Here is a 22,521-nt window from a genome sequence, read left to right as displayed (position 1 = left end):
TTTTGTCACTTACAGTATAGTCCTTTTGGGCTTTTTATTGTCGTTGAAAATCAACTAGCACCACGAGTTAATACTACTTCTTAGTTTTTTATGAAGAGTTGACAATCAAATGACTTCTTTGATTAGAATTGAATCCTCGTTGCTGATCATATTTACAGTAATTTCAATTATGTAGTTACTATATAGAGTTGATGCCGTATCTGGAACATTTGTTGGTATAGTAGCATTCATAACTTTTGGTTTAATAACATTATTGTTAATTGTTGGATTGTCAGATGGATAAAAATCATTGATTGAAATCTGCTTTTTCTTTAGTGATAATAGCTATATTAATGATTTAAGAGGTAACAAAAGTTTTCTCTATTGAGTGTTAGCCATATGTACAACTTGCTTTGTCTAAGAATTTGTTATCCTCGGCAATGAATTGTAGTGGTGATTTATAACTGGACGCGAGAGAGAATCAATCTGAACTGCTCCCTGTCAAGTGGACAGTGAAATAATAAAAGATTTTGAACTTGTCAAGAAAAAATAGACATAAAGTTAAGCTAATTAGTAACTATTTTTTCAAATTCTACAGGTGAGAGAGACCCTAAAGCTGAATGCAGACGTTTAGGGTTATAGTAAGTCTCAATATATTTAAAAATCTCAAGCTGAGCTTGCTCAATGGTTGCGAAATGAGCATCATTGACAAGCTCTCTTAAATATTATCTTGATAAGCTGAAATAATGACTCCCTCGTCTGTTTGCCAGAGGGGGGGATGTTTCTTTTTAAGTGTTTTGGTAAAATCCTCTAATGATCAAGAACATATCAGCAATCTCTTGGGGGGATTCTTGAGCACCGCTTAGAACCCAGTGCATATAAAGACTTTCAAGACTTGCAACGTAGATAACCGTCATATAATCTTTGGGCATACCCAAGTCAGGATTGAGATTATCATAAAAGAAACTAGGCACTTCATCTATTAATTCCTTAATAAACTTCCTTGTCTTTTGCGAAAAATTGACTTGAATAATCTGTGATAAAGCATAAATGAATTTTTGCTGACTTTTAAGGTAAGTTAAGCCTTGGATAAGGTTTTCACGAAGGTCTTTATTGGCAGAATTGGTCATCAAATATTCCTTAAAATCTCCCGTCACCTCATGAGCCAGTTTATTGACAAGATCGTATTTGTCTTGATAATGCAGATAAAAAGTACTGCGATTAACCTGAGCCTTTTCAGTGATTTTTCGAATGGTAATGCTATTGAAATCGGAATTTTCTAGCAGCAGCTCAGTAATAGCTGCTTTTATTTTAGCCTTGCTTTGTGTCTGGCGTTTTTGAACCATAATTTCTCCTTAAATAGACATTTGTCTAAATAATGATGCTTGTTTTTGTCTTGAAATCATTATATACTAAAGCAAAAATTAAATCAACACACGTCTAAATAAGGAGGTTTTCTTATGGCTTATATTGAAATGCAGCATTCCTATAAGCGCTATCAGATGGGTGAAAGCGGGATTGTTGCCAATGACGACATTAGCTTTGAGATTGAAAAAGGGGAATTGGTGATTATTTTAGGGGCATCCGGTGCTGGTAAATCAACAATCCTTAATATTTTAGGCGGCATGGATAATAATGATGAAGGCCAAGTCGTGATTGATGGTGTCAATATCGCAGATTATAATCAAAAACAGCTGACGACTTATCGTCGTAATGATGTCGGCTTCGTCTTTCAATTTTATAATTTAGTCCCTAATTTAACAGCCAAAGAAAATGTTGAATTGGCTTCGGAAATTGTCAGTCATAGCAGAGATGCTGAAGAGACTTTGAAAGAAGTGGGGCTGGGAGGACGTTTAAATAATTTTCCTGCCCAGTTATCCGGTGGCGAACAGCAGCGTGTGTCTATTGCGCGTGCGCTGGCTAAAACCCTAAATTGCTCTTATGTGATGAACCAACAGGAGCACTGGATTATCAAACAGGCAAGCAAATTCTCAAACTCTTACAGGACATGTCCCGCAAAAAGGGTTCGACTGTTGTTATTGTGACCCATAATTCTGCTCTAGCACCGATTGCTAATCGAGTTATTCATTTGCATGATGCCAAAGTCAAAGCTGTTGAAATCAATATTCAGCCTCAGGATATTGAGAATTTGGCATATTAAGGAGGCTGATCTTATGAAAAGAAGAATTTACTGGAAAACGATTTATACTGCCTTACGACAATCTAAAGGACGTTTCATTTCCATTCTGCTTTTGATGTTTCTGGGCTCTTTTACCTTTATCGGTCTAAAGGCAACCAAGCCCAATATGCAAACTCTGGCAAAAGATTATCTGAAAACGCATCGAACAGCAGATTTGTTTGTCACAGCCAACTATGGTTTCAGTCAAGAAGATGAGGCAGAATTAAAGCATCTTAAAAACACTCAGGTGGATTTTGGAAAACTAACTGATATGACGCTTAAAGGTAAAGATGATGCCATGCGTGTATTTTCTAAAAGTCAGTCTCTTTCAAGCTACCAAGTAACATCGGGGCGTTTACCCCAAAAGGAAGATGAAATTGCCTTGATTTCAACTTTGAAAAAAGACTACAAAATTGGAGACAGCTTAACGTTTCAGTCTTCTCAAAAGTCTTTATTAAAGAGAAGAACATTTAAGGTTGTTGGTTTTATTCATTCATCAGAAATATGGTCAACTTTAAATTTAGGATCATCAACAGCAGGTGACGGTACCTTGTCAAGTTATGCTCTCGTAACATCATCCGCTTTTTCAAATCAGACCAATACGTTAGCGCGTATTTCCTATCGTAAATTGAAAAACAGCAATCCTTTTTCTGATGATTACAATTCACAAGTGAATCATTATTAAGATCAATTAGACACCTTGCTAGAAGATAATGGGAAAAATCGTTTAGCCAACTTAAAGAAAGCACCACAGGCAAAAGTTGACCAGAGTAAGCAAAATTTAGCTGCGGCTCAAAAGCAGCTGCAAGAAAAGGCAGCAGAAGTCAATACGATGCCCTCCTCTTACCAACAACAGCAGGCAGCACAATCTCTCCAAAAGGCAAGGCTTAAGCTTGCCAAGGAAGAAAAGCAGATTCAAAAGGCTCAAGCTAAGATTGATGCTATGGCAGAGCCAACTTACACGACCTGTACGCGCTCGACTATGCTAGGCGGTGAAGGTTATACGGTTTATAATTCTAATGCCAATAGTATGGGTAATCTAGGGAATATCTTTCCTATTGTCCGCTATGCCGTTGCCGCTCTGGTTACCTTTACAACCATGACACGTTTTGTTGATGAAGAAAGAAGCAATTCAGGTCTTTTAAAAGCTCTGGGCTATTCTAATGGAGATGTGATTAGGAAATTTCTAGTTTATGGCACTGTAGCCAGCTTACTGGGGTCCGTTCTTGGAATCTTTGGCGGCCATTATCTTCTGGCTAGAATTGTTGCTCAGATTTTTACAGGTAAAATGACTATCGGCAATCCTCACCTTGCCTTTTATTGGTCTTACAGTCTCATTGCCCTTGTCCTGAGTCTTATCAGTGCTGTCTTGCCAGCCTACTTAATTGCCAGACGGGAACTGAGTGAAAAGCCAGCACAATTATTACTGCCCAAAGCACCGATGAGAGGTGCAAAGATCTTATTGGAGAGAGTGGGGTTCATCTGGAATCATTTAAATTTCACACATAAGGTAACCACACGAAATATTTTTCGCTATAAGCAGCGGATGCTGATGACTATCTTTGGTGTTGCAGGGTCTGTAGCTCTCCTTTTTGCAGGACTTGGTATACAGCCTTCTTTGGGGAAAGGTTATTAAAGAGCAATTCACACAATTAACCCCTTATCATTTAGTCGTAACGAAGAAGGAAGACAGCAAGAATAATCATGAATTGGCTGATTTCTTAAAATCAAATGAGGTATCCAGCTATCAAAGCCTTTACTATGACCATATCATAGAAAAGATTCCTAACATCAAGGACCGTCAAACGATTGCCATTATGGTGTCAGACAAGAAAGATTTTGGTAATTTTGTCCATTTGCAAGACTTTTCCTCTGGAGAATCCTTGCGCTTGCCAAAAGAAGGCGCCCTGATTTCTGAAAAATTAGCACGTTTTTACAAGGTTAAAGCAGGTGACAGCTTTACTCTCAAAGATAATCATGGTGAAAAGCGGCGGGTCAAAGTAGCAGCAATCGTCAAGATGAATGCTGGTCATTATCTCTTTATGACCAAATCTGCTTACCAGAAAATTTTTGCTGAAAAACCAGACAATAACGCTTATTTTATTAATTTAAAAGATGATTCTGTCTCTCATATTAAGGATACAGCGACAAAACTTTTAGCGATGACCAGTGTTGCCTCGGTTACGCAAAATACAGCCCGCATGAAGATTATTAAAACCATCGTGACATCCCTAAATGCTGCTATGACAGTCTTAATAATTATTACTATTCTCTTGGCTCTTGTTATTCTTTATAATTTGACCAATATCAACATTGTAGAGCGTATTAGAGAACTTTCCACCATTAAGGTTCTTGGCTTTTACAATAGAGAAGTGACGCTTTATATCTATCGGGAAACCATCGTACTTTCCTTAGTGGGAATTCTTCTTGGTTTGCTGGCAGGGCGTTACCTGCATCAATTGATTATGGAAATGATTGGTTCGGATAACGTCCTGTTTGGCACAACAGTTGACAGCACCGTTTACCTTGCCCCAACTTTCTTTATCCTATTAATCTTGATCATTTTGGGTTGGCTGGTCAATCATCGTCTGAAAAATCTCGATATGTTAGAGGCTCTGAAAGCAGTGGATTGACATTTTAGAAAGGAAGAGTGTTCATGTCACTTCAATTCAGCCCGGATCAGTTGCGACAAGCTATAGTGGTGGTTCATTAAATGCTTTAAACTTATAAGAATAGGAGTTTGGAAATCTATTGTTCCAAGCTCTTTTTAATGAATTAATCTAACTCAAAATGCTATTTAAAAACTAAAACACTTTTGATATAATATTATCAATATGATAACAGTGTTATCAAAAAAAGGAGTGGTCTATGGTTAAAAAAGATGAAACACTAAATTTGGAAATTTTAAAGAGTGCTAAGGCAGAATTTCTAAAATATGGTTATCAGGAAGCTTCCTTACGCCGGATATGTAAAAATACTGGTGTAACAACAGGAGCTCTCTATAAACGTTATTCTGGGAAGGAAGCTTTATTTGGCACAATTCTTGAACCCAGCTTGCAAGAGATGAAAATGATAGAGCAGCAGCATCTGCTAGATGATTATCACCTATTACAAGAAAACAAACTGGCGCAAATGTGGGATAAATCTCTAGATGAATTAACTGAAATCATGCGTTTTATCTACAATCATGAAGATAACATGCGTCTATTATTCTTTAAATCACATGGTTCAAAATTTGGATTATTTCAGCAACAGATGATTGAAAGTTTAACTGATAATACATATCGTTATCTTGAGCAAGCTTATCAAGAAGGAAAAATTTCTCATATCCTTGACAGGTCACAGCTTCATTTAGCCATGACTGCTTATTATAAGGCTATTATTCAACCTTTGGAACAAGGCTGGTCTTATCAGGAAGCGCTTTTGGCTTGTCAAACTATTATTCAACTCTTTAACTGGTCTCAATTGTTGGGCTTTTAGAGGAGGTACTATGAAGAAAAAATCAACAATGGCTTGGATTTCTGAGTTCATTGCCCCCTATAGATTTTATTACATAACAAGTGTGCTTTTAGCCTTTGCTTCGGTTATTTTTGGCTTTATGCCTTATTTTTATATTGGGCAGATTATTCGTGATTTGTTCAATGGTCTTAAAGATGGACAGGCTTATCTACAAGCTTGTCTCTGGATGGCAGTTTTTTGGCTAGCTTATTCCATCTGTCATGCTGTGTCAACGGCTCTTTCTCACAGGGCTACTTTTGTTGTTTTAGCAGACATTCGTTTTCGTCTAACAGAGAAATTAGCTAAGATTCCTTTGGGTTCGGTCCTCGGGCAATCTTCGGGATCTTATAAAAATATTATTGTTGAACGCGTTGATGCTGCTGAAACAACTTTAGCTCATATTATTCCAGAATTTACAGCAGCCTTATTTGGTCCCTTAATTGTTTTGATCTATATGATGGCATTGGATTGGCGTTTAACTCTTCTATCTCTTTTGACACTACCAATTGGTATTATATTTTATCTTAACATGCTGCGTAAAAGTAAAGGTGATTTTGAGAATACGCTAGTAAAAACCAAGGCTTTAAATGATACAGCGGTTGAGTATATCAATGGGATTGAAGTGATTAAGATTTTTGGTAAGGAAAAATTTTCCTATCAAAAATTTGTTAAGGCAGCTAAAGAAGGTGCTGATTGTTTTATTGAATGGATGCGCAAGTGTCGATTTGATATGGCAGCAGTCACTGTTATTATGCCATCTGTCTTTATGATTCTTTTGCCTGTCGGTGCTTATTTTGTATACAGCGGCAGTTTATCTGCAGATCATTTTATTTTACTGATGATTTTGTCCATGGGGCTTTTAACGCCATTAATAACATTGGGAACCTACATGGATGACATCAGAAAAGTTGGCTCGATCTTTGGTGAAATTACGGAAATTTTGGAACGGCCTGATTTACAGCGTCCTCAGCAGTTAAATCAAGACTTACAGGGAAGCGATATTGTTTTAGAAGATGTTTCTTTTGCTTATGAAGAGAGAAAAAAAGTGCTGCACGATATTTCCCTGACCGTAAAAGCAGGCACTGTCAATGCCTTAGTCGGACCTTCGGGATCTGGTAAGTCAACCTTGGCCAAATTAATCGCCTCTTTCTGGGATGTTACGGCAGGTAGTATTTCTTTTGGCGGTCTTGATATTAGAAAAATCCCCCTAGAGGATTACAGCCAGCTGATTGCTTATGTTTGTCAAGATAATTTTCTCTTTAATGACAGTATTCTAGAGAATATTCGTTTGGGAAAACCATCTGCCAGTGATGAAGAAGTTTATCAAGTTGCCAAAGCCTGCGGTTGCTATGATTTTATTATGGAGCTTGAAAATGGCTTTGCAACGCAGGTTGGTAGTTCTGGCAGCAGTTTGTCTGGCGGTGAACGCCAAAGAATAGCTATTGCAAGAGCCATGTTAAAAGATGCCCCTGTTATTATTTTAGATGAAGCGACCGCATATACAGATCCTGAAAATGAGGCTCTGGTTCAATCAAGTATCGCACAATTGATTAAGGGTAAAACCTTGATTGTCATCGCTCATCGCCTCTCAACTATTGCTGATGCAGACCAGATTATTTTAATCAATGATGGTCGTCTAGAAGCTCTTGGCAAGCAAGAAGAGTTATTGTATTCAAGCGATCTCTATCAAAAGATGTGGCAGGCACATTTGTCAGTCAAAGATAATGATCAAGACGAAAAGATAGGGGGGCTGGCCCATGCTTAGTACTTTAAAACGCTTTTTTGATTTTTGTACGAAAGAGGATCGTAAAAAGTTCTACCTTTCTATTTTTTTGGGACTCCTAAAAGCTATGATTGCTGCCATGCGGATTCCCGCTATTGCCCTTATTTTAAATGCTCTGATCACCAATAAGCTTTCAATGACGGTTATTTGGCAGGTGATAGGCATTTTATTGCTATCACTTGTGCTCAATATCCTTGTTACTTTAAAGACTACCATGCTGCAAACAGAAGGCGGTTATCATACTTGTGCTCAAAAACGTATTGAAATTGCTGAGCATATTCGTTATTTACCTATGGGCTATTTCAATCAAAATAGTTTGGGTCAAATGACTAGTATTACAACCACTACCTTGGAAAGTTTGTCTGATATTGCAACACGAGTTGTTATGGTGACCATGCAAGGTTTTTTGACAACCTTTGTTATCACACTTTCTGTTCTTATTTATGATTGGCGAATTGGTCTGATTTTAATTGCAGGATTATTGGTTTTTCTTCTGCCTAATAGTTTGATGCGTAAACAAGCTGGGGTTATGACGCCTATCAAACAAAAGGCTGACACTGACTTAATTGATGTTATCTTAAAGTATGTTCAAGGAATTGCCGAGGTAAAAAGTTTCAATATTACCAAACAATCGGCTAAAACGTTATCAACAGCCATTTTTGCTAAAAGAGATGCTGATATTAAAATGACCTTAGTCACTGTTCCTTGGATTGCTGTTCAAAATATTATTACCAAATTAACAGGAGTTGCCATGTGTGGCGCAGCTATTTGGTTTTATTTGCAAGGCAGTATGGACTTGCTGATTTGTATGATGATGGTTATTAGTGCTTATATGGTTTATGAAAGTTTAGATGGTGTCAGCAGTTTTTCTTCTCTTCTAAGAGCCGTTGATTTAGCGGTTGAATTGGTAGAAGAAATCTTTGACTTGCAGCCAATGAATACAAAGGGACAAGATTTGCAACCATCAAGCAGTCATTTGGAATTGGATCAGGTCACCTTTTCCTACAAAGACCGACCAATTATTAAGAATCTCTCTTTTACCATTCCTGAAAAAACCAGAACAGCCATCGTTGGACCTTCCGGCAGCGGTAAAACAACCCTTTGCCATTTAATGGCACGTTTTTGGGATATTGATAAAGGGCATATTCGTCTTGATGGTCATGAATTGACTGAATATAGCTATGATAGTTTAATCAGGAACTTTAGCTTTGTTTTCCAAAATGTTTATCTCTTTGAAGATACCATTGAAAATAATATCAAGTTTGGACGGCAAGAGGCCAGTCATGATCAGGTTGTTGCGGTTGCTAAAAAGGCAAGGTGTCATGATTTTATTATGGCTTTACCGCAAGGGTATGATACCGTTATTGGTGAAGCTGGCGCCAGTCTGTCTGGAGGTGAGAAACAAAGGATTTCCATTGCGCGTGCGATGATGAAAGACGCACCAATTATTATTCTAGATGAAGCCACTGCTAATATTGACCCTGAAAATGAAGCAGAGCTAATGGCTGCTATTGATGAATTGACCCAAGATAAAACCATTATCATGATTGCCCATCGTCTGAAGACAGTTGAAAACGCTGACCAAATTATTGTTCTTGACAAAGGGCAAATTGTCCAACAAGGCAAGCATGTCGAATTGGCAAAACAAGCAGGTATTTATCGTGATTTTATCACAACCAAAAAAGAAGCTCTTTCATGGAAACTAGCAGCGAGAGCATAGTTGCCTGAAAAATGGACAGATATTGAAACCAAAAGGAGAGAACCAATTTGATATACTCCCCTTATAGTGGACAGTGAAAAAACAAAAATTCACTAGAAACTATAAGGGGAATTTTCGTATGTCCAAAAAAAGTAAACTAACGACAGAAAATAAATTAAAAATTGTTCAGCTATATCTAACTTCTAGCAGATCCATAAGTCAATTATCGAGACAATAAACATCAATACTTCAACGATTAAGAGATGGGGCAGACGATACAAATTAAAGGAGGAAAACGGCCTTGAAGAAGGAATGAACTGGAGTAAGTATGATAAAGCGACAAAGGAGAATGCTGATATTTTTATCTTTCAGTCTGATTAGATTTGTGGTAACTTTTTCGTTTTTAGGCCCAAGAATTAATAGCCACTTCGCTGACTGTTGATTTATTCCATATGAGTCTTTCTAATGATGGTTTGAAGACTTTTCATTATAAATCATATGGAACTTTTTTTGTGTCTAAAGCTGATTTAGCCTTGTAGAGTATTATTTGGCTTTTGTTATTTATTTTTTAAACCGCTAGGAGAAAGCTTTATTTTATGATAAAATAATTTAGGATAAAATATAAGGAGCGTGAAGATGGTAGACCCAAAGTATAAACGTGTATTGATTAAACTATCGGGTGAAGCTTTGGCGGGTGAAAAGGGTGTTGGTATTGACCTTCCGACCGTACAGGCTATGGCTAAGGAGATTGCAGAGGTGCATGCATCCGGTGTTCAGATTGCGTTGGTTATCGGTGGTGGTAATCTCTGGCGGGGTGAACCGGCGGCTGAGGCGGGTATGGATCGTGTTCAAGCAGATTATACGGGTATGCTTGGTACGGTTATGAATGCTTTAGTTATGGCGGACAGTCTTAAACAAGCAGGAGTTGATACACGTGTTCAGACGGCTATTGCTATGCAGTCTGTTGCTGAACCTTATATTCGAGGGCGTGCTCTTCGTCATTTGGAAAAAGGACGTATTGTTATCTTTGGTGCTGGTATTGGTTCACCATATTTTTCTACAGATACAACAGCCGCTCTACGGGCTGCTGAAATTGAAGCAGAAGCAATTCTGATGGCTAAAAATGGTGTCGATGGTGTTTATAATGATGATCCTCGTAAAAATGCTGATGCCGTTAAGTTTGATGAACTGACGCATGTAGAAGTTATCAAACGCGGCCTTAAGATTATGGATGCGACAGCGGCAACCATGTCTATGGATAATGATATTGACCTTGTTATCTTTAATATGAATGAGCCTGGCAACATAAAACGTGTCATCCTCGGTGAGTCAATAGGTACAACAGTTTCTAATAAAAGATCTAACTAAAGGAGAATAAACTCAAATGGCAAATCCAATTATTGAACAAGCTCAAGAACGTTTTAAACATTCCCATGAAGCTCTGGGACGTGAATTTTCAGCTATCCGTGCTGGTCGTGCAAATGCTAGCCTACTGGATCGCATTGAAGTAGAATACTATGGTGCACCAACACCGCTCAATCAGTTGGCCTCTATTACTGTGCCTGAGGCACGTGTGCTTCTGGTTTCACCATTTGATAAATCTTCCATCAAAGATATTGAACGTGCCATTAACGAATCAGACTTGGGTATTAATCCTGCCAATGATGGTTCGGTTATCCGTTTAGTTATTCCGGCATTGACTGAGGAAACACGTAAAAACTTGGCTAAAGAAGTGAAAAAAGTTGGTGAAAACGCTAAGATTGCTGTCCGTAATATCCGTCGCGATGCTATGGATGAAGCTAAAAAACAAGAGAAAAATAAGGAAATCACAGAAGATGAATTGAAAACTCTTGAAAAAGATATCCAAAAGGCGACAGATGATGCTGTTAAAAAAATTGATAGCATGACTGCTGAAAAAGAAAAAGAACTGCTTACAGTGTAGAAAACAAGAGGGTCTGGGACGGCGTCGTCTTAGACTTTTATTTAGGCTGAGACTGGAATATCTATAATTCTAGTCGTATATTATAAGGGGAGGATATCTCCTTGGGAAAGGAATTACAATGAATGAATTATTAGCCAGAACTGTAACGGCCATGGTAACAGATGAAAATGAGCATTACTACTATGTACAAAAAGATGGTTTGACCTTTGCTTTAGCTAAAGAAGAAGGGACGCATGCGATTGGAGATATGGTGGAGGGATTTACCTATACGGATATGCGTCAGAAACTCCGGTTGACAACGCTTCCGGTGGAGGCTAGCCGCAACAGCTACGGTTGGGGCGAAGTGACAGAAGTTCGCCGTGATCTTGGCGTCTTTTTGGATACTGGCCTGCCCGATAAGGAGGTTGTTGTCTCGCTTGATGTTCTGCCCGACCTCAAAGAACTTTGGCCTAAAAAGGGTGATAAACTCTATGTTACTTTGGACGTCGATAAAAAGAATCGAATTTGGGCCTTGCCTGCCCGGCCGGAAGTCTTTCAGAAGATGTCAAGGCCAGCCTATGACAATATGCAAAATCAGACCTGGCCAGCTATTGTTTACCGTTTGAAATTGTCAGGCACCTTTGTTTATCTGCCTGAAAATAATATGTTGGGATTTATCCACCCTAATGAGCGCTACAGCGAACCGCGTTTGGGGCAAATTTTAGAAGCACGTGTCATCGGTTTTCGTGAGGTTGACCGCACACTAAACCTTTCCCTCAAACCGCGTTCTTATGAAATGTTGGAGAATGACGCTCAGATGATTCTAACCTATCTGGAAAGCAAAGGTGGGTTCATGACCTTAAATGATAAGTCCTCTCCGGAGGACATCAAGGCAACCTTTGGTATTTCTAAGGGCCAATTTAAGAAAGCTCTGGGGGGACTGATGAAGGCTAAGAAAATCAAGCAAGATGCTACAGGAACAGAATTGCTCAATCAATAAAAATGGTAGTGGGTGGGAGATTTCAAGTAGAAATTTATTAAGATTCGGTAACCGTCTGTAAGCTGTTTGTAAGCTGATGAAAGGATGGTTCTTTTCTGACTGATATTGAAGGTTTTGCAAGCTGTTACAGAATTATCATAAAGCGAAAAAAAGCTTATTTTGGTATAAAGTCAATGTTTGACAGGAATTCGTCTAAGGTTTAAAATGTGGGCAAGATAAATATAGAGATATATTTATCGAGAGGAATTGAAGGAGTAACACCCGACGGTTGCTGCTTTTAGTTCTTAGATAGCGATTGTTGTTTTCGTTTGTCGGAACGAAAACACTCTCAGCTGATCGTGAGGTCGGACGAAAATGTCTATCTCATTCATCATGAAAAAGGAGATGTTTCCCATGACTAAAATGAAAACGATGTTCAATAAGAAAAAACAATTACTCTCCCTTACAGCAATTGTAAGTTTGGCCGCTGTTGGTTCTGTTGGTGTTGCTACAGTATCCGCTGCTAGCAATATCAGTGCAGAGCAAGCTAAATCCATTGCTCTTTCAGATGCCGGTTTTGATGCTAATCAAGTTACAGCCCTCAAAGTTGAGACTGACTCAGACAATGATATTCCTGTTTATGAGGTTGAATTCAAGAGCAATCACAATGAGTATGACTATACCATTAATGCTACTGATGGCAGTATTACTGAAAAGGACAATGACATTGATGACGCCTCATCTAATAGTGGCAATAACGGAACAAATAGCAACAGTGGTAGCAACACCAAACAGCCTGCTCGCCTGTCATCAACAGATGCCAAATCTATTGCTCTTTCAGACGCTGGTTTGACGGAGTCGGGCGTTACAGCTCTGAAAGTTGAAGCAGACTCTGATAATGATATCCCTGTTTATGAAATTGAATTCAAACAAGGCAACACCGAATATGACTATACAGTCAACGCTGTCAATGGTACAATTGTCGAAAAAGATATTTCCTAATAGTAACTCCTTCTCATCAGGAAATCTTAAAGAGGCTGGGACAAAAGTCCCGCCTTTTTTGTTTTACTCTGGTTTTACCAGGTTAACGAAAGGATTGATTGGCAGTCCTTATTCCTTGCTAAGCAAGTGATAGCGCCCAACCTAATCAACCCAGAAAGGCAGGATGACAAAATCGAAATTGTGATTTTATCACAATTTCGATTTTTGTCCCACTTTCTTTTCTATCCTGCCTACTCAATAAATTGAGTTGTGATATGAATTCCTTATCGATGTGATAGATTTTTAGTATTTGTTAGGCTTAGCTAAAGGTGATATGATAGAGTTAATTCAAATAAGGAGTATTGCTAATGAAACTAAAAAATATTGTTAGATTTAGTGCACTTGCTGTAGCCTCCCTAGCGATTCTAGCAGCTTGTAGTTCTAAAAGTTCAGGTAAGGAAACTGTTAATTTTGCAACAGTCGGAACAACTGCTCCGTTTTCTTATGAAGATAAAGATGGGAACTTAACTGGTTATGATGTTGAAGTTGCTAAGGCCGTTTTTAAGGATTCAGATAAGTATGAAGTTAAGTTCCAAAAAACAGAATGGTCATCAGTCTTTGCAGGACTAGATTCTGGTAAATATCAAATAGGTGGTAATAATATCAGCTACTCTGATGAGAGAGCTTCTAAGTATCTCTACTCAGAACCAACTGGAACAACCCCATCAGTTTTAACTGTTCCTCAAGATAGTGACATCAAGTCTTATGATGATATCGGTGGACACTCCACTCAAGTTGTTCAAGGGACAACAACAGCTAAACAGTTGGAAGATTACAATAAGAATAATCCAGATAATCCGGTTGATCTCAAATATACGGATGAAGATATCACCCAAATTTTAGGGAATCTAAATGACGGAAAATTTGATTTCAAACTCTTTGATGCTCCAACTGTTAATAATATTATTAATACTCAGTCTCTAACCAATTTGAAGACTATTGAATTGAAATCGGATGATCAACCATTTATCTATTTTGTTTTCTCTAGCGACCAAGAAGACTTGCAAAAATTTGTCAATAAACGTTTAGAAGAACTGCAGAAAGATGGCACTTTAGCTAAATTGGCTAAGAAATATCTAGGTAATGCCGACTATATTCCAGCGGCTAAAGATATGAAGGTACCATCCAAAAAATAGTTAGAAGGGCTCAGGCCCTTTTTATCTGTTTAGAATAGGGCTTCAAAGCTATAGCTTTCAATTATATGGATCTATAATTATAAACAATTTGAACGCTCATAGGCTCTATGAGATAATGAATTTATCAAAAACGATGAAAGAGGTTTTTATATGAAGTGGAAAAAAATTATTGGTGTTTTAGGTATCCTAGCGCTAGCAAGCTTCTTCTTGACTGCCTGTGGTTCCAAGTCTGATAGTAAATCCGAACTCAAGGTTGGTGTCATGACGCTTGATGATGCGACCAAGCCAGTTTGGGATAAGGTCAAGGAAAATGCGGCTAAAAAAGGTGTGACGATTAAATTCGTTCAATTCTCAGACTATAACCAACCTAATAAGGCTTTAGCTGCTGGTGATATTGATGTTAACGCCTATCAAACCAATGTCTTCTTAGATGATTGGAATGAAAAGAATAAAGAGAATTTGGTGAGTGTCGGAGATACACTTATCAGTCCCATTCGTCTTTTCTCAGTGACTACTTCAAAAGGTAAGGCTAAGTACTCCGATGTGAAAGACTTACCTGATGGTGCCAAGATTGCTCTTGACAATGATGCAACCAATAAGAGTCGAGCTCTCTTTGTCCTACAATCGGCTGGCTTAATCGAACTATCAACCAAAGAAGGTGAATTGGCAACAACTAAAGATATTACAAAAAATTCCAAAAATCTTGATATTAAGGAAGTTGGAGCCGAACAAGTTGCTAAAGTTCTCCAAAATGGCGATGTTGATGCAGCGGTTATCAATAACTCTTATGCTCAAACTTCTAAAATTGACTACAAGACCACTCTTTACAAAGAGGATGTCAGCGGTGAAGAAGCTAAAGATTTCATCAATGTGATTGCAGCTCAGTCAGATTGGAAAAAATCAGAAAAAGCAGATGCGATTAAGACTTTGGTCGATGTTTATCAGACTGATGAAATTGGTAAGCTGATCAGCAAGTCTTCAAATGGTGTTGACCAACCAATTTGGAAGGGTGCCCCTGATACAACGTCAGACAAATAATTTAAGAGATAAAAGGAGCTGGAAGTCGATAGCTTTCAGCTTCTCTTTATGAATTATCATGAAAAAGGAGTAGAGCGTTTATATGAGAGAACCAATTATTCAACTGGATCATATTGATATTAGCTTCCATCAGAAAAAACGAAAAATTGAAGCTGTTAAGGACGTGTCGGTTGCAATCAATCAAGGTGATATTTATGGCATTGTCGGTTATTCTGGCGCTGGGAAGTCAACCTTGGTGCGTGCCATCAACTTGTTGCAAATTCCTACTGCTGGTAGGGTCAAGGTATCAGGTCAGACTTTTTTCGATAGAAAAGTAAATTTGAAAGCTGGAGATTTACGGCAGAAACGCCGTGAAATTGGAATGATTTTCCAGCATTTCAACTTGATGACCCAAAAGACAGCTCGTCAGAATGTCGCCTTTGCTCTGCGCCATTCTGACCTATCTAAGGAAGCAAAGGCTGAAAAGGTTGATGAACTGCTAGAACTGGTAGGACTTTCCGAGAGGGCAGATAACTACCCCGCCCAGTTATCTGGAGGTCAAAAGCAGCGGGTGGCAATTGCGCGTGCGCTTGCCAATGATCCTAAAATTTTAATTTCTGATGAATCAACTTCGGCTTTGGATCCTAAAACAACCAAGCAAATTTTAGCTTTATTGCAGGATCTGAACAAGAAATTAGGTCTGACCGTCGTTATGATTACGCACGAGATGCAGATTGTTAAAGATATTTGTAATCGTGTTGCTGTCATGCAGAATGGCTCTCTGATTGAAGAAGGAACTGTCTTGGAGATTTTCTCCAATCCCAGAGAGCCTCTGACACAAGATTTTATTAAAACAGCGACTGGTATTGATGATGCTTTAGTCAAAATCAATCGTCAAGATGTGGTCAAACGGTTAGGAGCTAATGACCGTCTGGTTTTCTTGAGATATGCAGGGACTGCGGCAGATGAGCCCTTGCTCAATGCAATTTACAGACAGTATGAGGTCAGTTCTAATATTTTATATGCCAATATTGAAATTTTAGATGATACACCAGTGGGCGAAATGATTGTCGTATTATCGGGACAACAGGTTTCATCAGCACTGTCAGCTATTGAAGCAGCAGATGTCTCTGTGTCTATCTTGAAAGGAGGGCAATAATGACTGAACTCATTGAAAAGTATTTACCCAATGTCTATGAACTGGGTTGGAGTGTCGATGGTGGCTGGCTAGATGCTATTCAAGCTACTCTTTATATGACCTTTTGGAGTTTTATCATCGGTGGTCTACTGGGGTTGGTGCTCGGTCTCTTTCTTGTTTTAACAGGACCAAGAGGGGTCATCGCTAATCGACCGATATTTTGGGTTTTAGATAAATTTGTTTCTGTCTTTCGGGCCATTCCTTTTATTATTCTGGTAGCCGTCTTAAGTGGTGTGACTAAATTTATCGTAGGAACAACTATTGAGGCCACGGCTGCTTTGGTGCCTTTATCAGCTGCAACTTTTCCCTTCTTTGCTCGTCAGGTTCAGGTCGTTTTTTCAGAATTAGACTCTGGTGTTATTGAAGCGTCTCAAGCTAGTGGGGCAACACTGTGGGATATTATTAAAGTTTACCTCAGTGAGGGCTTACCAGAATTGATTCGGGTTTCGACTGTTACTCTGATTTCACTGGTAGGTGAAACAGCGATGGCTGGTGCTATAGGGGCTGGCGGTTTGGGAGATTTTGCGATCAGTCAAGGTTACCAATATTCACGCCATGATGTGACCTTTGTTGCTGCCTTGCTCATCGTGTTGCTAATCTTCCTGATTCAGTTTTTTGGTGATTTTCTGACACGTCGTTTGAGTCATCGCTAATACAGGCGTTTAAACTTACTCTTATGCTACTAGCTGAAATTGACGATTGATCGATTTTATATTAAGATAATTTTATCAGTAAAATCAATATCGTACTAAACAAAGGAGTATTTAATTGTGAAACGCCTTATTTCAGATTGGAACCGAACAAGCCTGCTCAAGCGCATTGCAATTGGAGTAGTGCTGGGAGTGATTTTGGGAGTTGTTCTACCTGAAATTACGGTTATCGGATTGTTGGGAGAACTGTTTGTTGGGGGTCTCAAGGCAATTGCCCCCCTCTTGGTCTTTGCCTTAGTAGCCAATGCTCTCTCGCAAACAAGGGAGGGACAGAAGTCTAACATGACTACCGTTATTAGCCTTTATATCTTCGGGACTTTTGCAGCGGCCCTGACAGCTGTCCTTTCACATTATATTTTTCCGATTAAATTAACTTTATCAGAAGCGGCTAAAACAGCTGTAACCAGTGCTTCGCAATCACCAAAAGGTGTAGGAGAAGTCTTTAATTCATTGCTATTAAAAATGGTTGATAATCCTATTCATGCTTTGGGTGAAGCCAATTATATCGGTATTCTAGTCTGGGCTGTTGTTTTTGGTTTTGCAATGCGGACGGCTAGTCAACATACCAAGGACTTGCTTAATACTATGGCGGAAACAACATCGCAGATAGTTCGTTGGATTATCAATCTGGCTCCTTTGGGAATTCTGGGGCTGGTCTTTACCGCTATTTCTGAAAACGGTGTCGGGGTGCTATCCAAGTATGGTCTTCTCCTCTTAGTTTTAGTTGGAACTATGGCTTTTGTTGCTCTGGTGGTTAATCCACTTATAGCTCTGGTAATGATGAAACGTAATCCCTATCCTTTGGTATTTCGTTGTATTAGAGAATCAGGAGTGACGGCTTTCTTTACCCGTTCCTCGGCTGCTAACATTCCTGTAAACTTAAAACTCTGCGAGGATTTGGGACTGAATCCTGACACCTATTCGATATCAATCCCACTGGGATCGACCATCAATATGGCCGGTGCAGCCGTGACGATTAACGTTTTGACCTTGGCTGCGGTCACAACCCTTAATATTCAGGTTGATTTTGCGACAGCTTTGATCTTAAGTGTAGTTGCAGCGGTATCAGCTTGCGGGGCTTCTGGTGTAGCAGGTGGTTCTCTACTTCTGATACCAGTGGCTTGTAGCCTCTTTGGTATCGATAACGATACTGCCATGCAGGTTGTCGGTGCTGGTTTTATCGTTGGTGTTGTCCAGGACTCCTGTGAAACAGCTCTCAACTCCTCAACAGATGTCCTATTTACTGCTGTTGCAGAATTTTCAGCTTGGGGAAAGAAAAAAGCAACTGCTAAATAGATTGAAGAGGCTAGAATAGCTATTCGGCCTCTTTTATTTTAACTATAGCTTATTATAAAAAACTATCTTTATGTAAGCGCTAAATATGCTATAATAATTAGTTATAATAGTAGAAAAGGAATTTTATATGACAAATCGTTTATTAGTTCTGCAATCAGATTTTGGTTTAGTGGACGGTGCTGTTTCAGCCATGGTCGGTGTGGCCTTGCAAGAGAATTCAGAGTTAGAGGTACATCATCTAACTCATGACATTACGCCTTATAATATTTTTGAAGCCAGCTATCGTCTCTTTCAAACGGTTAATTATTGGCCGGAAGGGACAACCTTTGTTTCAGTTGTTGATCCAGGTGTAGGCTCAGACCGCAGAAGTGTTGTAGCTTTAACAGCCAATAATCAGTATATTGTTACTCCGGATAATGGGACCCTTTCATATATCAAGAAACACGTTGGTATTAAGGCTCTGCGTGAAATTTCTGAAGTGAAAAATCGTCGCGAAAATACTGAGCTGTCCTATACCTTTCATGGTCGAGATGTCTATGCCTTTACAGGCGCTAAGCTGGCTTCAGGTCATATTAATTTTGGAGAGGTAGGTCCTGAATTACTTGTGGAAGATATTGTAGAATTACCAGTTGTAGAGACAGTTCTGGAAGATGATTTAGTGCGTGGAGCAGTGGACATTCTGGATGTCCGCTTTGGGTCACTCTGGACCTCTATTACAAGGGAAGATTTCTATACCCTTGCGCCTGAATTTGATGATCGTTTCGAAGTGACTATCTACAATAACGATATGTTGGTTTACCAGAATCAAGTGACCTATGGTAAATCTTTTGCGGATGTTCGTATCGGTCAGCCCATCATCTACATCAACTCACTTTATCGCGTTGGTTTGGCTATCAATCAAGGTTCTTTCGCTAAGGCCTACAATGTAGGCGTTGGTCCTCAGTGGCACATTGAACTAAAAAAAATTAATTAAAAGGAGTAAGTCATGGAAAATAACTCAATAAAAAAAGTTGTAGCAACAGGTATCGGAGCGGCTCTCTTTGTCATTATCGGGATGTTCGTCAATATCCCGATTTTTGGAAATACCAGCATTCAATTACAGTATGCTGTGCAAGTTCTCTTCTCCGTTATCTTTGGACCAGCGGTTGGTTTCTTTACCGGATTCATTGGGCATGCTTTAAAAGATGGTATCCAGTACGGTAACATTTCTTGGGCTTGGGTATTGGCTAGTGGTCTTGTTGGACTTGGTGTTGGCCTTTTTCGTCGTTTTTACGATGTGACCAAAGGGAAGTTTAGTCTGAAACAAATCATATGGTTTAATCTTATCCAAATCATTTCGGTTTACCTAGCCTATGGCTTGATTTGTCCTTTGGGGGACCGTATCCTCTATAAACAAACTTGGTCTTATCTTTTAACACAAGGTTTTATAGCTGGGACAGCTAACGTTCTGACCATTGCTGTTGGCGGAACTATCTTACTGGCTGTTTATGCCAGAACTCGAATCCAGTCAGGAAGTCTTTCTAAAGATTAAAGGTGAAGCAGTTGATTAGATTTGAAAATTTCTCTTTCAAATACGATGCACAGACTGAGCCTACTCTGAAGGATGTTAATTTATCCATTAAAAAAGGGGAAAAGGTCCTGATTGCTGGTCCATCAGGATCTGGCAAGTCAACCCTGGCTCAGGTCATCAATGGCATTATTCCTAATACTTTCAAAGGGCCCCATTCCGGACGCTTGCTGATTGATGGTCAAGACGCTTTTGATCTATCTATCTATGATAAATCCCATATTGTCAGTACAGTCTTACAAGATACTGACGGTCAATTTATAGGCTTATCGGTAGCAGAAGATCTAGCTTTTGCTCTCGAAAATGATTGTGAGCCCCAAGAATCTATGGTCAAAATGATTAATACTTGGGCTGACAGATTGGAATTAGCGGACTTACTCCACCACCGACCTCAGGACTTGTCAGGTGGACAGAAGCAGAGGGTTAGTTTGGCTGGTGTCTTAATTGATGAAAGTCCTATTTTACTTTTTGATGAACCTTTAGCCAATTTAGATCCCAAGTCTAGTCAAGATACGATTGATTTGATTGATCGCCTCCATCATGAAACTGATGCAACGACTTTAATTATAGAGCACCGATTGGAAGATGTCCTTTATCGGCCTGTGGATAAAATTATTCTCATCAATGAAGGTCGCATTTTATTTGATGGTCAGCCAGATGAGCTTTTGGCCTCTTCACTTCTGTCTGAAAATGGAATTCGTGAACCCCTTTACATTACGGTCTTACGCCAGTTAGGCCTAGATATAGCTAATTTAGATAAACTAACAGACCTGTCCAGTCTTAATCTATCGCAGCTCAAATTTGACGCTAGTCAAGCGTCGATTGTTGACAGGGAATCTCAGGGCCCCCTCTTAGAAGTCAAAAATCTCTCCTTTTGTTATGACTCTACCAAGCTAATTTTACGAAATATAAATGTCAATTTTTCTAAAGGTGAGCGAATAGCGATTGTAGGGAAAAATGGCGCTGGAAAGTCGACTCTAGCCAAGGCTCTGACCAAATTCGTTGATGCTGATGCGCAATTATTTTGGGAAGGGCAAGATATTTCTGGAGATTCTATCAAGGAGCGAGCCAACCGGATTGGTTATGTTTTACAGAATCCCAACCAGATGATTAGTCAGACCATGATTTTCGATGAAGTCGCTCAAGGACTTCGCTTGCGTGACGTCGCTGAGAAAGAGATCCAAGAGCGTGTTTTTGAAACGCTAAAGACCTGTGGGCTCTATGAGTTCCGTAATTGGCCAATTTCTGCTTTATCTTATGGACAGAAGAAACGTGTCACAATTGCTGCTATTTTGGTGTTGAATCCTGAGATTATTATCTTGGATGAGCCTACTGCTGGTCAAGACATGAAAAATTATACGGAAATCATGAACTTTCTTGATGAGCTTAATAGGGCTGGCCATACGATTGTCATGATTACTCATGATATGCAGCTGATGCTGGATTACTCTGATCGTTGTTTAGTAGTAGTTGATGGTACTATTATTGCTGATGATTCACCGATGGCTGTTTTATCCGACAGAGGGCTACTTGACAGAGCCAATTTAAAGGAGACTAGTATTTTTACCTTGGCTCAGGCTATGAAGGTAGATGCAGCTGCTCTGACTCAATTTTATCGTCAAACAAAGGAGGATGCTCATGGCAAATAAGTTCATCGGTTACCATGAAGGACAAGGTTTTCTTTACCGTCTGTCAGGTAGTACTAAATTGCTTTTTTTTGTTCTAGTTTCTATCGCCTGTATGGCAACCTATGATACCCGCCTGATTGTAGCAGTTGGTTTCGCTTCTATTCTTCTTTTTCGCTGGGCTAAGATTAGATGGTCTGATATTTCCCTGGCCATGACAATTGTTATCTTGATAGCCCTCTTCAATATTCTGATGGTTTATTTCTTTTCTCCCTCCTATGGTGAAGAGATCTATGCTAGTAAAACCGTTCTTTTTTCAGGTTGGGGGCGTTTTTATCTAACGAGTCAAGAACTCTTTTACCTTCTTAATTTGATTCTGAAATATTTTTGTACGGTTCCACTGGCTATTCTCTTTCTTATGACAACCCATCCCAGTCAGTTTGCAGCTAGTTTAAATCGAATTGGAGTTCCTTATCGGCTCGCTTATTCTGTTAGCTTGACGCTGCGCTATATTCCGGATGTTCAAGAGGAATTTGCTATGATTAAGTTATCTCAGGAGGCGCGTGGTCTGGAACTCTCTAAAAAAGCTAGTCTAATCAAGCGTATTAAAGGAAATCTCCAAATTGTTGTCCCTTTGATTTTGGGTTCATTGGAACGTATTGATACCGTAGCGACAGCTATGGAGCTACGTCGGTTTGGAAAATATAAAAAACGAACCTGGTATCAGGCTCAGAAAATGGTAGGGGGAGATTATCTAGTTTTGCTTCTGGCTCTCTTTATTTTAGCGATTAGCTTTGCCCTCATTATTGTTAATAAGGGACGTTTTTATAACCCTTGGGCTTAAGAGAGTGGAACAGCTAACTACCGTATCTTGCAAGTGAAATTATAAAAAA

The 22,521-nt window shown here is 39.2% G+C and carries 17 protein-coding genes and 4 pseudogenes; 19 read left to right on the top strand and 2 right to left on the bottom strand.

The window, feature by feature from the left end; all coding sequences use genetic code 11:
• Positions 1–97: 97 nt before the first annotated feature.
• Positions 98–297 (top strand): annotated as a pseudogene (locus ACFOSE_RS04450) (hypothetical protein); the annotation flags it as partial.
• A 248-nt stretch (positions 298–545) separates the two neighbouring features.
• On the opposite strand, the pseudogene ACFOSE_RS04445 reads toward ACFOSE_RS04450, so the two are convergent.
• Positions 546–698 (bottom strand): annotated as a pseudogene (locus ACFOSE_RS04445) (IS3 family transposase); the annotation flags it as partial.
• Positions 699–767: 69 nt separating this feature from the next.
• Positions 768–1,325 carry a TetR/AcrR family transcriptional regulator gene (locus ACFOSE_RS04440; protein ID WP_380431036.1) on the bottom strand — a complete coding sequence of 186 codons (558 nt, stop codon included), beginning with the start codon at positions 1,323–1,325 and terminating at the stop codon, positions 768–770.
• A gap of 114 nt (positions 1,326–1,439) precedes the next feature.
• On the opposite strand from ACFOSE_RS04440, the pseudogene ACFOSE_RS04435 reads away from it, so the two are divergent.
• From ACFOSE_RS04435 to ACFOSE_RS04350, 18 genes and pseudogenes are all read left to right on the top strand, one after another.
• Positions 1,440–2,140: pseudogene (locus ACFOSE_RS04435) on the top strand (ABC transporter ATP-binding protein).
• A gap of 13 nt (positions 2,141–2,153) precedes the next feature.
• Positions 2,154–4,791 (top strand): annotated as a pseudogene (locus ACFOSE_RS04430) (ABC transporter permease).
• Positions 4,792–5,026: 235 nt separating this feature from the next.
• Complete coding sequence (locus ACFOSE_RS04425) at positions 5,027–5,638, top strand: TetR/AcrR family transcriptional regulator (protein ID WP_380431033.1); 612 nt, start codon at positions 5,027–5,029, stop codon at positions 5,636–5,638.
• 10 nt (positions 5,639–5,648) lie between these two features.
• Positions 5,649–7,421: an ABC transporter ATP-binding protein gene (locus ACFOSE_RS04420; RefSeq protein ID WP_380431030.1), complete on the top strand. Its 1,773-nt coding sequence runs from the start codon at positions 5,649–5,651 to the stop codon at positions 7,419–7,421.
• A complete protein-coding gene (locus tag ACFOSE_RS04415; protein ID WP_380431027.1) occupies positions 7,414–9,159 on the top strand; it encodes an ABC transporter ATP-binding protein in 1,746 nt (581 codons plus the stop codon). The genes ACFOSE_RS04420 and ACFOSE_RS04415 overlap by 8 nt, the downstream gene beginning before the upstream one ends.
• A 615-nt stretch (positions 9,160–9,774) precedes the next feature.
• A complete protein-coding gene (pyrH, locus tag ACFOSE_RS04410) occupies positions 9,775–10,506 on the top strand; it encodes a UMP kinase (RefSeq protein ID WP_380431024.1) in 732 nt (243 codons plus the stop codon).
• A gap of 16 nt (positions 10,507–10,522) precedes the next feature.
• Complete coding sequence (gene frr / locus ACFOSE_RS04405; RefSeq protein ID WP_380431022.1) at positions 10,523–11,080, top strand: ribosome recycling factor; 558 nt, start codon at positions 10,523–10,525, stop codon at positions 11,078–11,080.
• Between the two features lie 118 nt (positions 11,081–11,198).
• Positions 11,199–12,059 carry a CvfB family protein gene (locus ACFOSE_RS04400; RefSeq protein ID WP_380431019.1) on the top strand — a complete coding sequence of 287 codons (861 nt, stop codon included), beginning with the start codon at positions 11,199–11,201 and terminating at the stop codon, positions 12,057–12,059.
• A gap of 393 nt (positions 12,060–12,452) precedes the next feature.
• A complete protein-coding gene (locus ACFOSE_RS04395) occupies positions 12,453–13,040 on the top strand; it encodes a PepSY domain-containing protein (RefSeq protein ID WP_380431016.1) in 588 nt (195 codons plus the stop codon).
• Positions 13,041–13,387: 347 nt separating this feature from the next.
• On the top strand, positions 13,388–14,215 hold the full coding sequence (locus tag ACFOSE_RS04390) for an amino acid ABC transporter substrate-binding protein (RefSeq protein ID WP_380431014.1): 828 nt from the start codon (positions 13,388–13,390) through the stop codon (positions 14,213–14,215).
• Positions 14,216–14,365: 150 nt separating this feature from the next.
• Entirely contained in the window at positions 14,366–15,253 is an 888-nt protein-coding gene (locus ACFOSE_RS04385; RefSeq protein WP_380431011.1) for a MetQ/NlpA family ABC transporter substrate-binding protein, read from the top strand.
• A gap of 82 nt (positions 15,254–15,335) precedes the next feature.
• Positions 15,336–16,391, top strand: coding sequence for a methionine ABC transporter ATP-binding protein (locus ACFOSE_RS04380; RefSeq protein ID WP_380431008.1), 1,056 nt, complete (start codon positions 15,336–15,338; stop codon positions 16,389–16,391).
• A complete protein-coding gene (locus tag ACFOSE_RS04375; RefSeq protein WP_380431005.1) occupies positions 16,391–17,083 on the top strand; it encodes a methionine ABC transporter permease in 693 nt (230 codons plus the stop codon). Before ACFOSE_RS04380 ends, ACFOSE_RS04375 begins: the two co-directional genes overlap by 1 nt.
• Positions 17,084–17,200: 117 nt before the next feature.
• On the top strand, positions 17,201–18,436 hold the full coding sequence (gene sstT, locus ACFOSE_RS04370) for a serine/threonine transporter SstT (RefSeq protein ID WP_380431002.1): 1,236 nt from the start codon (positions 17,201–17,203) through the stop codon (positions 18,434–18,436).
• Positions 18,437–18,563: 127 nt separating this feature from the next.
• Complete coding sequence (locus ACFOSE_RS04365) at positions 18,564–19,409, top strand: SAM hydrolase/SAM-dependent halogenase family protein (RefSeq protein ID WP_380430999.1); 846 nt, start codon at positions 18,564–18,566, stop codon at positions 19,407–19,409.
• A 12-nt stretch (positions 19,410–19,421) separates the two neighbouring features.
• Complete coding sequence (locus ACFOSE_RS04360) at positions 19,422–19,967, top strand: ECF-type riboflavin transporter substrate-binding protein (RefSeq protein WP_380430997.1); 546 nt, start codon at positions 19,422–19,424, stop codon at positions 19,965–19,967.
• A 2-nt stretch (positions 19,968–19,969) separates the two neighbouring features.
• Positions 19,970–21,652, top strand: coding sequence for an ABC transporter ATP-binding protein (locus ACFOSE_RS04355; protein ID WP_380430995.1), 1,683 nt, complete (start codon positions 19,970–19,972; stop codon positions 21,650–21,652).
• On the top strand, positions 21,642–22,472 hold the full coding sequence (locus tag ACFOSE_RS04350; RefSeq protein ID WP_380430992.1) for an energy-coupling factor transporter transmembrane component T family protein: 831 nt from the start codon (positions 21,642–21,644) through the stop codon (positions 22,470–22,472). The genes ACFOSE_RS04355 and ACFOSE_RS04350 overlap by 11 nt, the downstream gene beginning before the upstream one ends.
• Positions 22,473–22,521 lie beyond the last annotated feature (49 nt).

This window comes from Streptococcus dentapri, from assembly GCF_042649885.1.
In the GTDB taxonomy this organism is placed as follows: Bacteria; Bacillota; Bacilli; order Lactobacillales; family Streptococcaceae; genus Streptococcus; species Streptococcus dentapri.
The sequence above is the reverse complement of the archived record's forward strand: the minus strand, read 5'-3'. Positions and strand labels throughout refer to the sequence as shown.

Excerpts from the sequence above, each read along its gene's own strand:
- ACFOSE_RS04385 (WP_380431011.1), top strand. The coding sequence starts at position 14,366 with ATGAAGTGGAAAAAAATTATTGGTGTTTTAGGTATCCTAGCGCTAGCA.
- pyrH (WP_380431024.1), top strand. The coding sequence starts at position 9,775 with ATGGTAGACCCAAAGTATAAACGTGTATTGATTAAACTATCGGGTGAA.
- ACFOSE_RS04360 (WP_380430997.1), top strand. The coding sequence starts at position 19,422 with ATGGAAAATAACTCAATAAAAAAAGTTGTAGCAACAGGTATCGGAGCG.
- ACFOSE_RS04425 (WP_380431033.1), top strand. The coding sequence starts at position 5,027 with ATGGTTAAAAAAGATGAAACACTAAATTTGGAAATTTTAAAGAGTGCT.
- ACFOSE_RS04380 (WP_380431008.1), top strand. The coding sequence starts at position 15,336 with ATGAGAGAACCAATTATTCAACTGGATCATATTGATATTAGCTTCCAT.
- ACFOSE_RS04440 (WP_380431036.1), bottom strand. The coding sequence starts at position 1,325 with ATGGTTCAAAAACGCCAGACACAAAGCAAGGCTAAAATAAAAGCAGCT.
- frr (WP_380431022.1), top strand. The coding sequence starts at position 10,523 with ATGGCAAATCCAATTATTGAACAAGCTCAAGAACGTTTTAAACATTCC.
- ACFOSE_RS04375 (WP_380431005.1), top strand. The coding sequence starts at position 16,391 with ATGACTGAACTCATTGAAAAGTATTTACCCAATGTCTATGAACTGGGT.
- ACFOSE_RS04415 (WP_380431027.1), top strand. The coding sequence starts at position 7,414 with ATGCTTAGTACTTTAAAACGCTTTTTTGATTTTTGTACGAAAGAGGAT.
- ACFOSE_RS04400 (WP_380431019.1), top strand. The coding sequence starts at position 11,199 with ATGAATGAATTATTAGCCAGAACTGTAACGGCCATGGTAACAGATGAA.
- ACFOSE_RS04365 (WP_380430999.1), top strand. The coding sequence starts at position 18,564 with ATGACAAATCGTTTATTAGTTCTGCAATCAGATTTTGGTTTAGTGGAC.
- ACFOSE_RS04395 (WP_380431016.1), top strand. The coding sequence starts at position 12,453 with ATGACTAAAATGAAAACGATGTTCAATAAGAAAAAACAATTACTCTCC.
- ACFOSE_RS04350 (WP_380430992.1), top strand. The coding sequence starts at position 21,642 with ATGGCAAATAAGTTCATCGGTTACCATGAAGGACAAGGTTTTCTTTAC.
- ACFOSE_RS04390 (WP_380431014.1), top strand. The coding sequence starts at position 13,388 with ATGAAACTAAAAAATATTGTTAGATTTAGTGCACTTGCTGTAGCCTCC.
- ACFOSE_RS04420 (WP_380431030.1), top strand. The coding sequence starts at position 5,649 with ATGAAGAAAAAATCAACAATGGCTTGGATTTCTGAGTTCATTGCCCCC.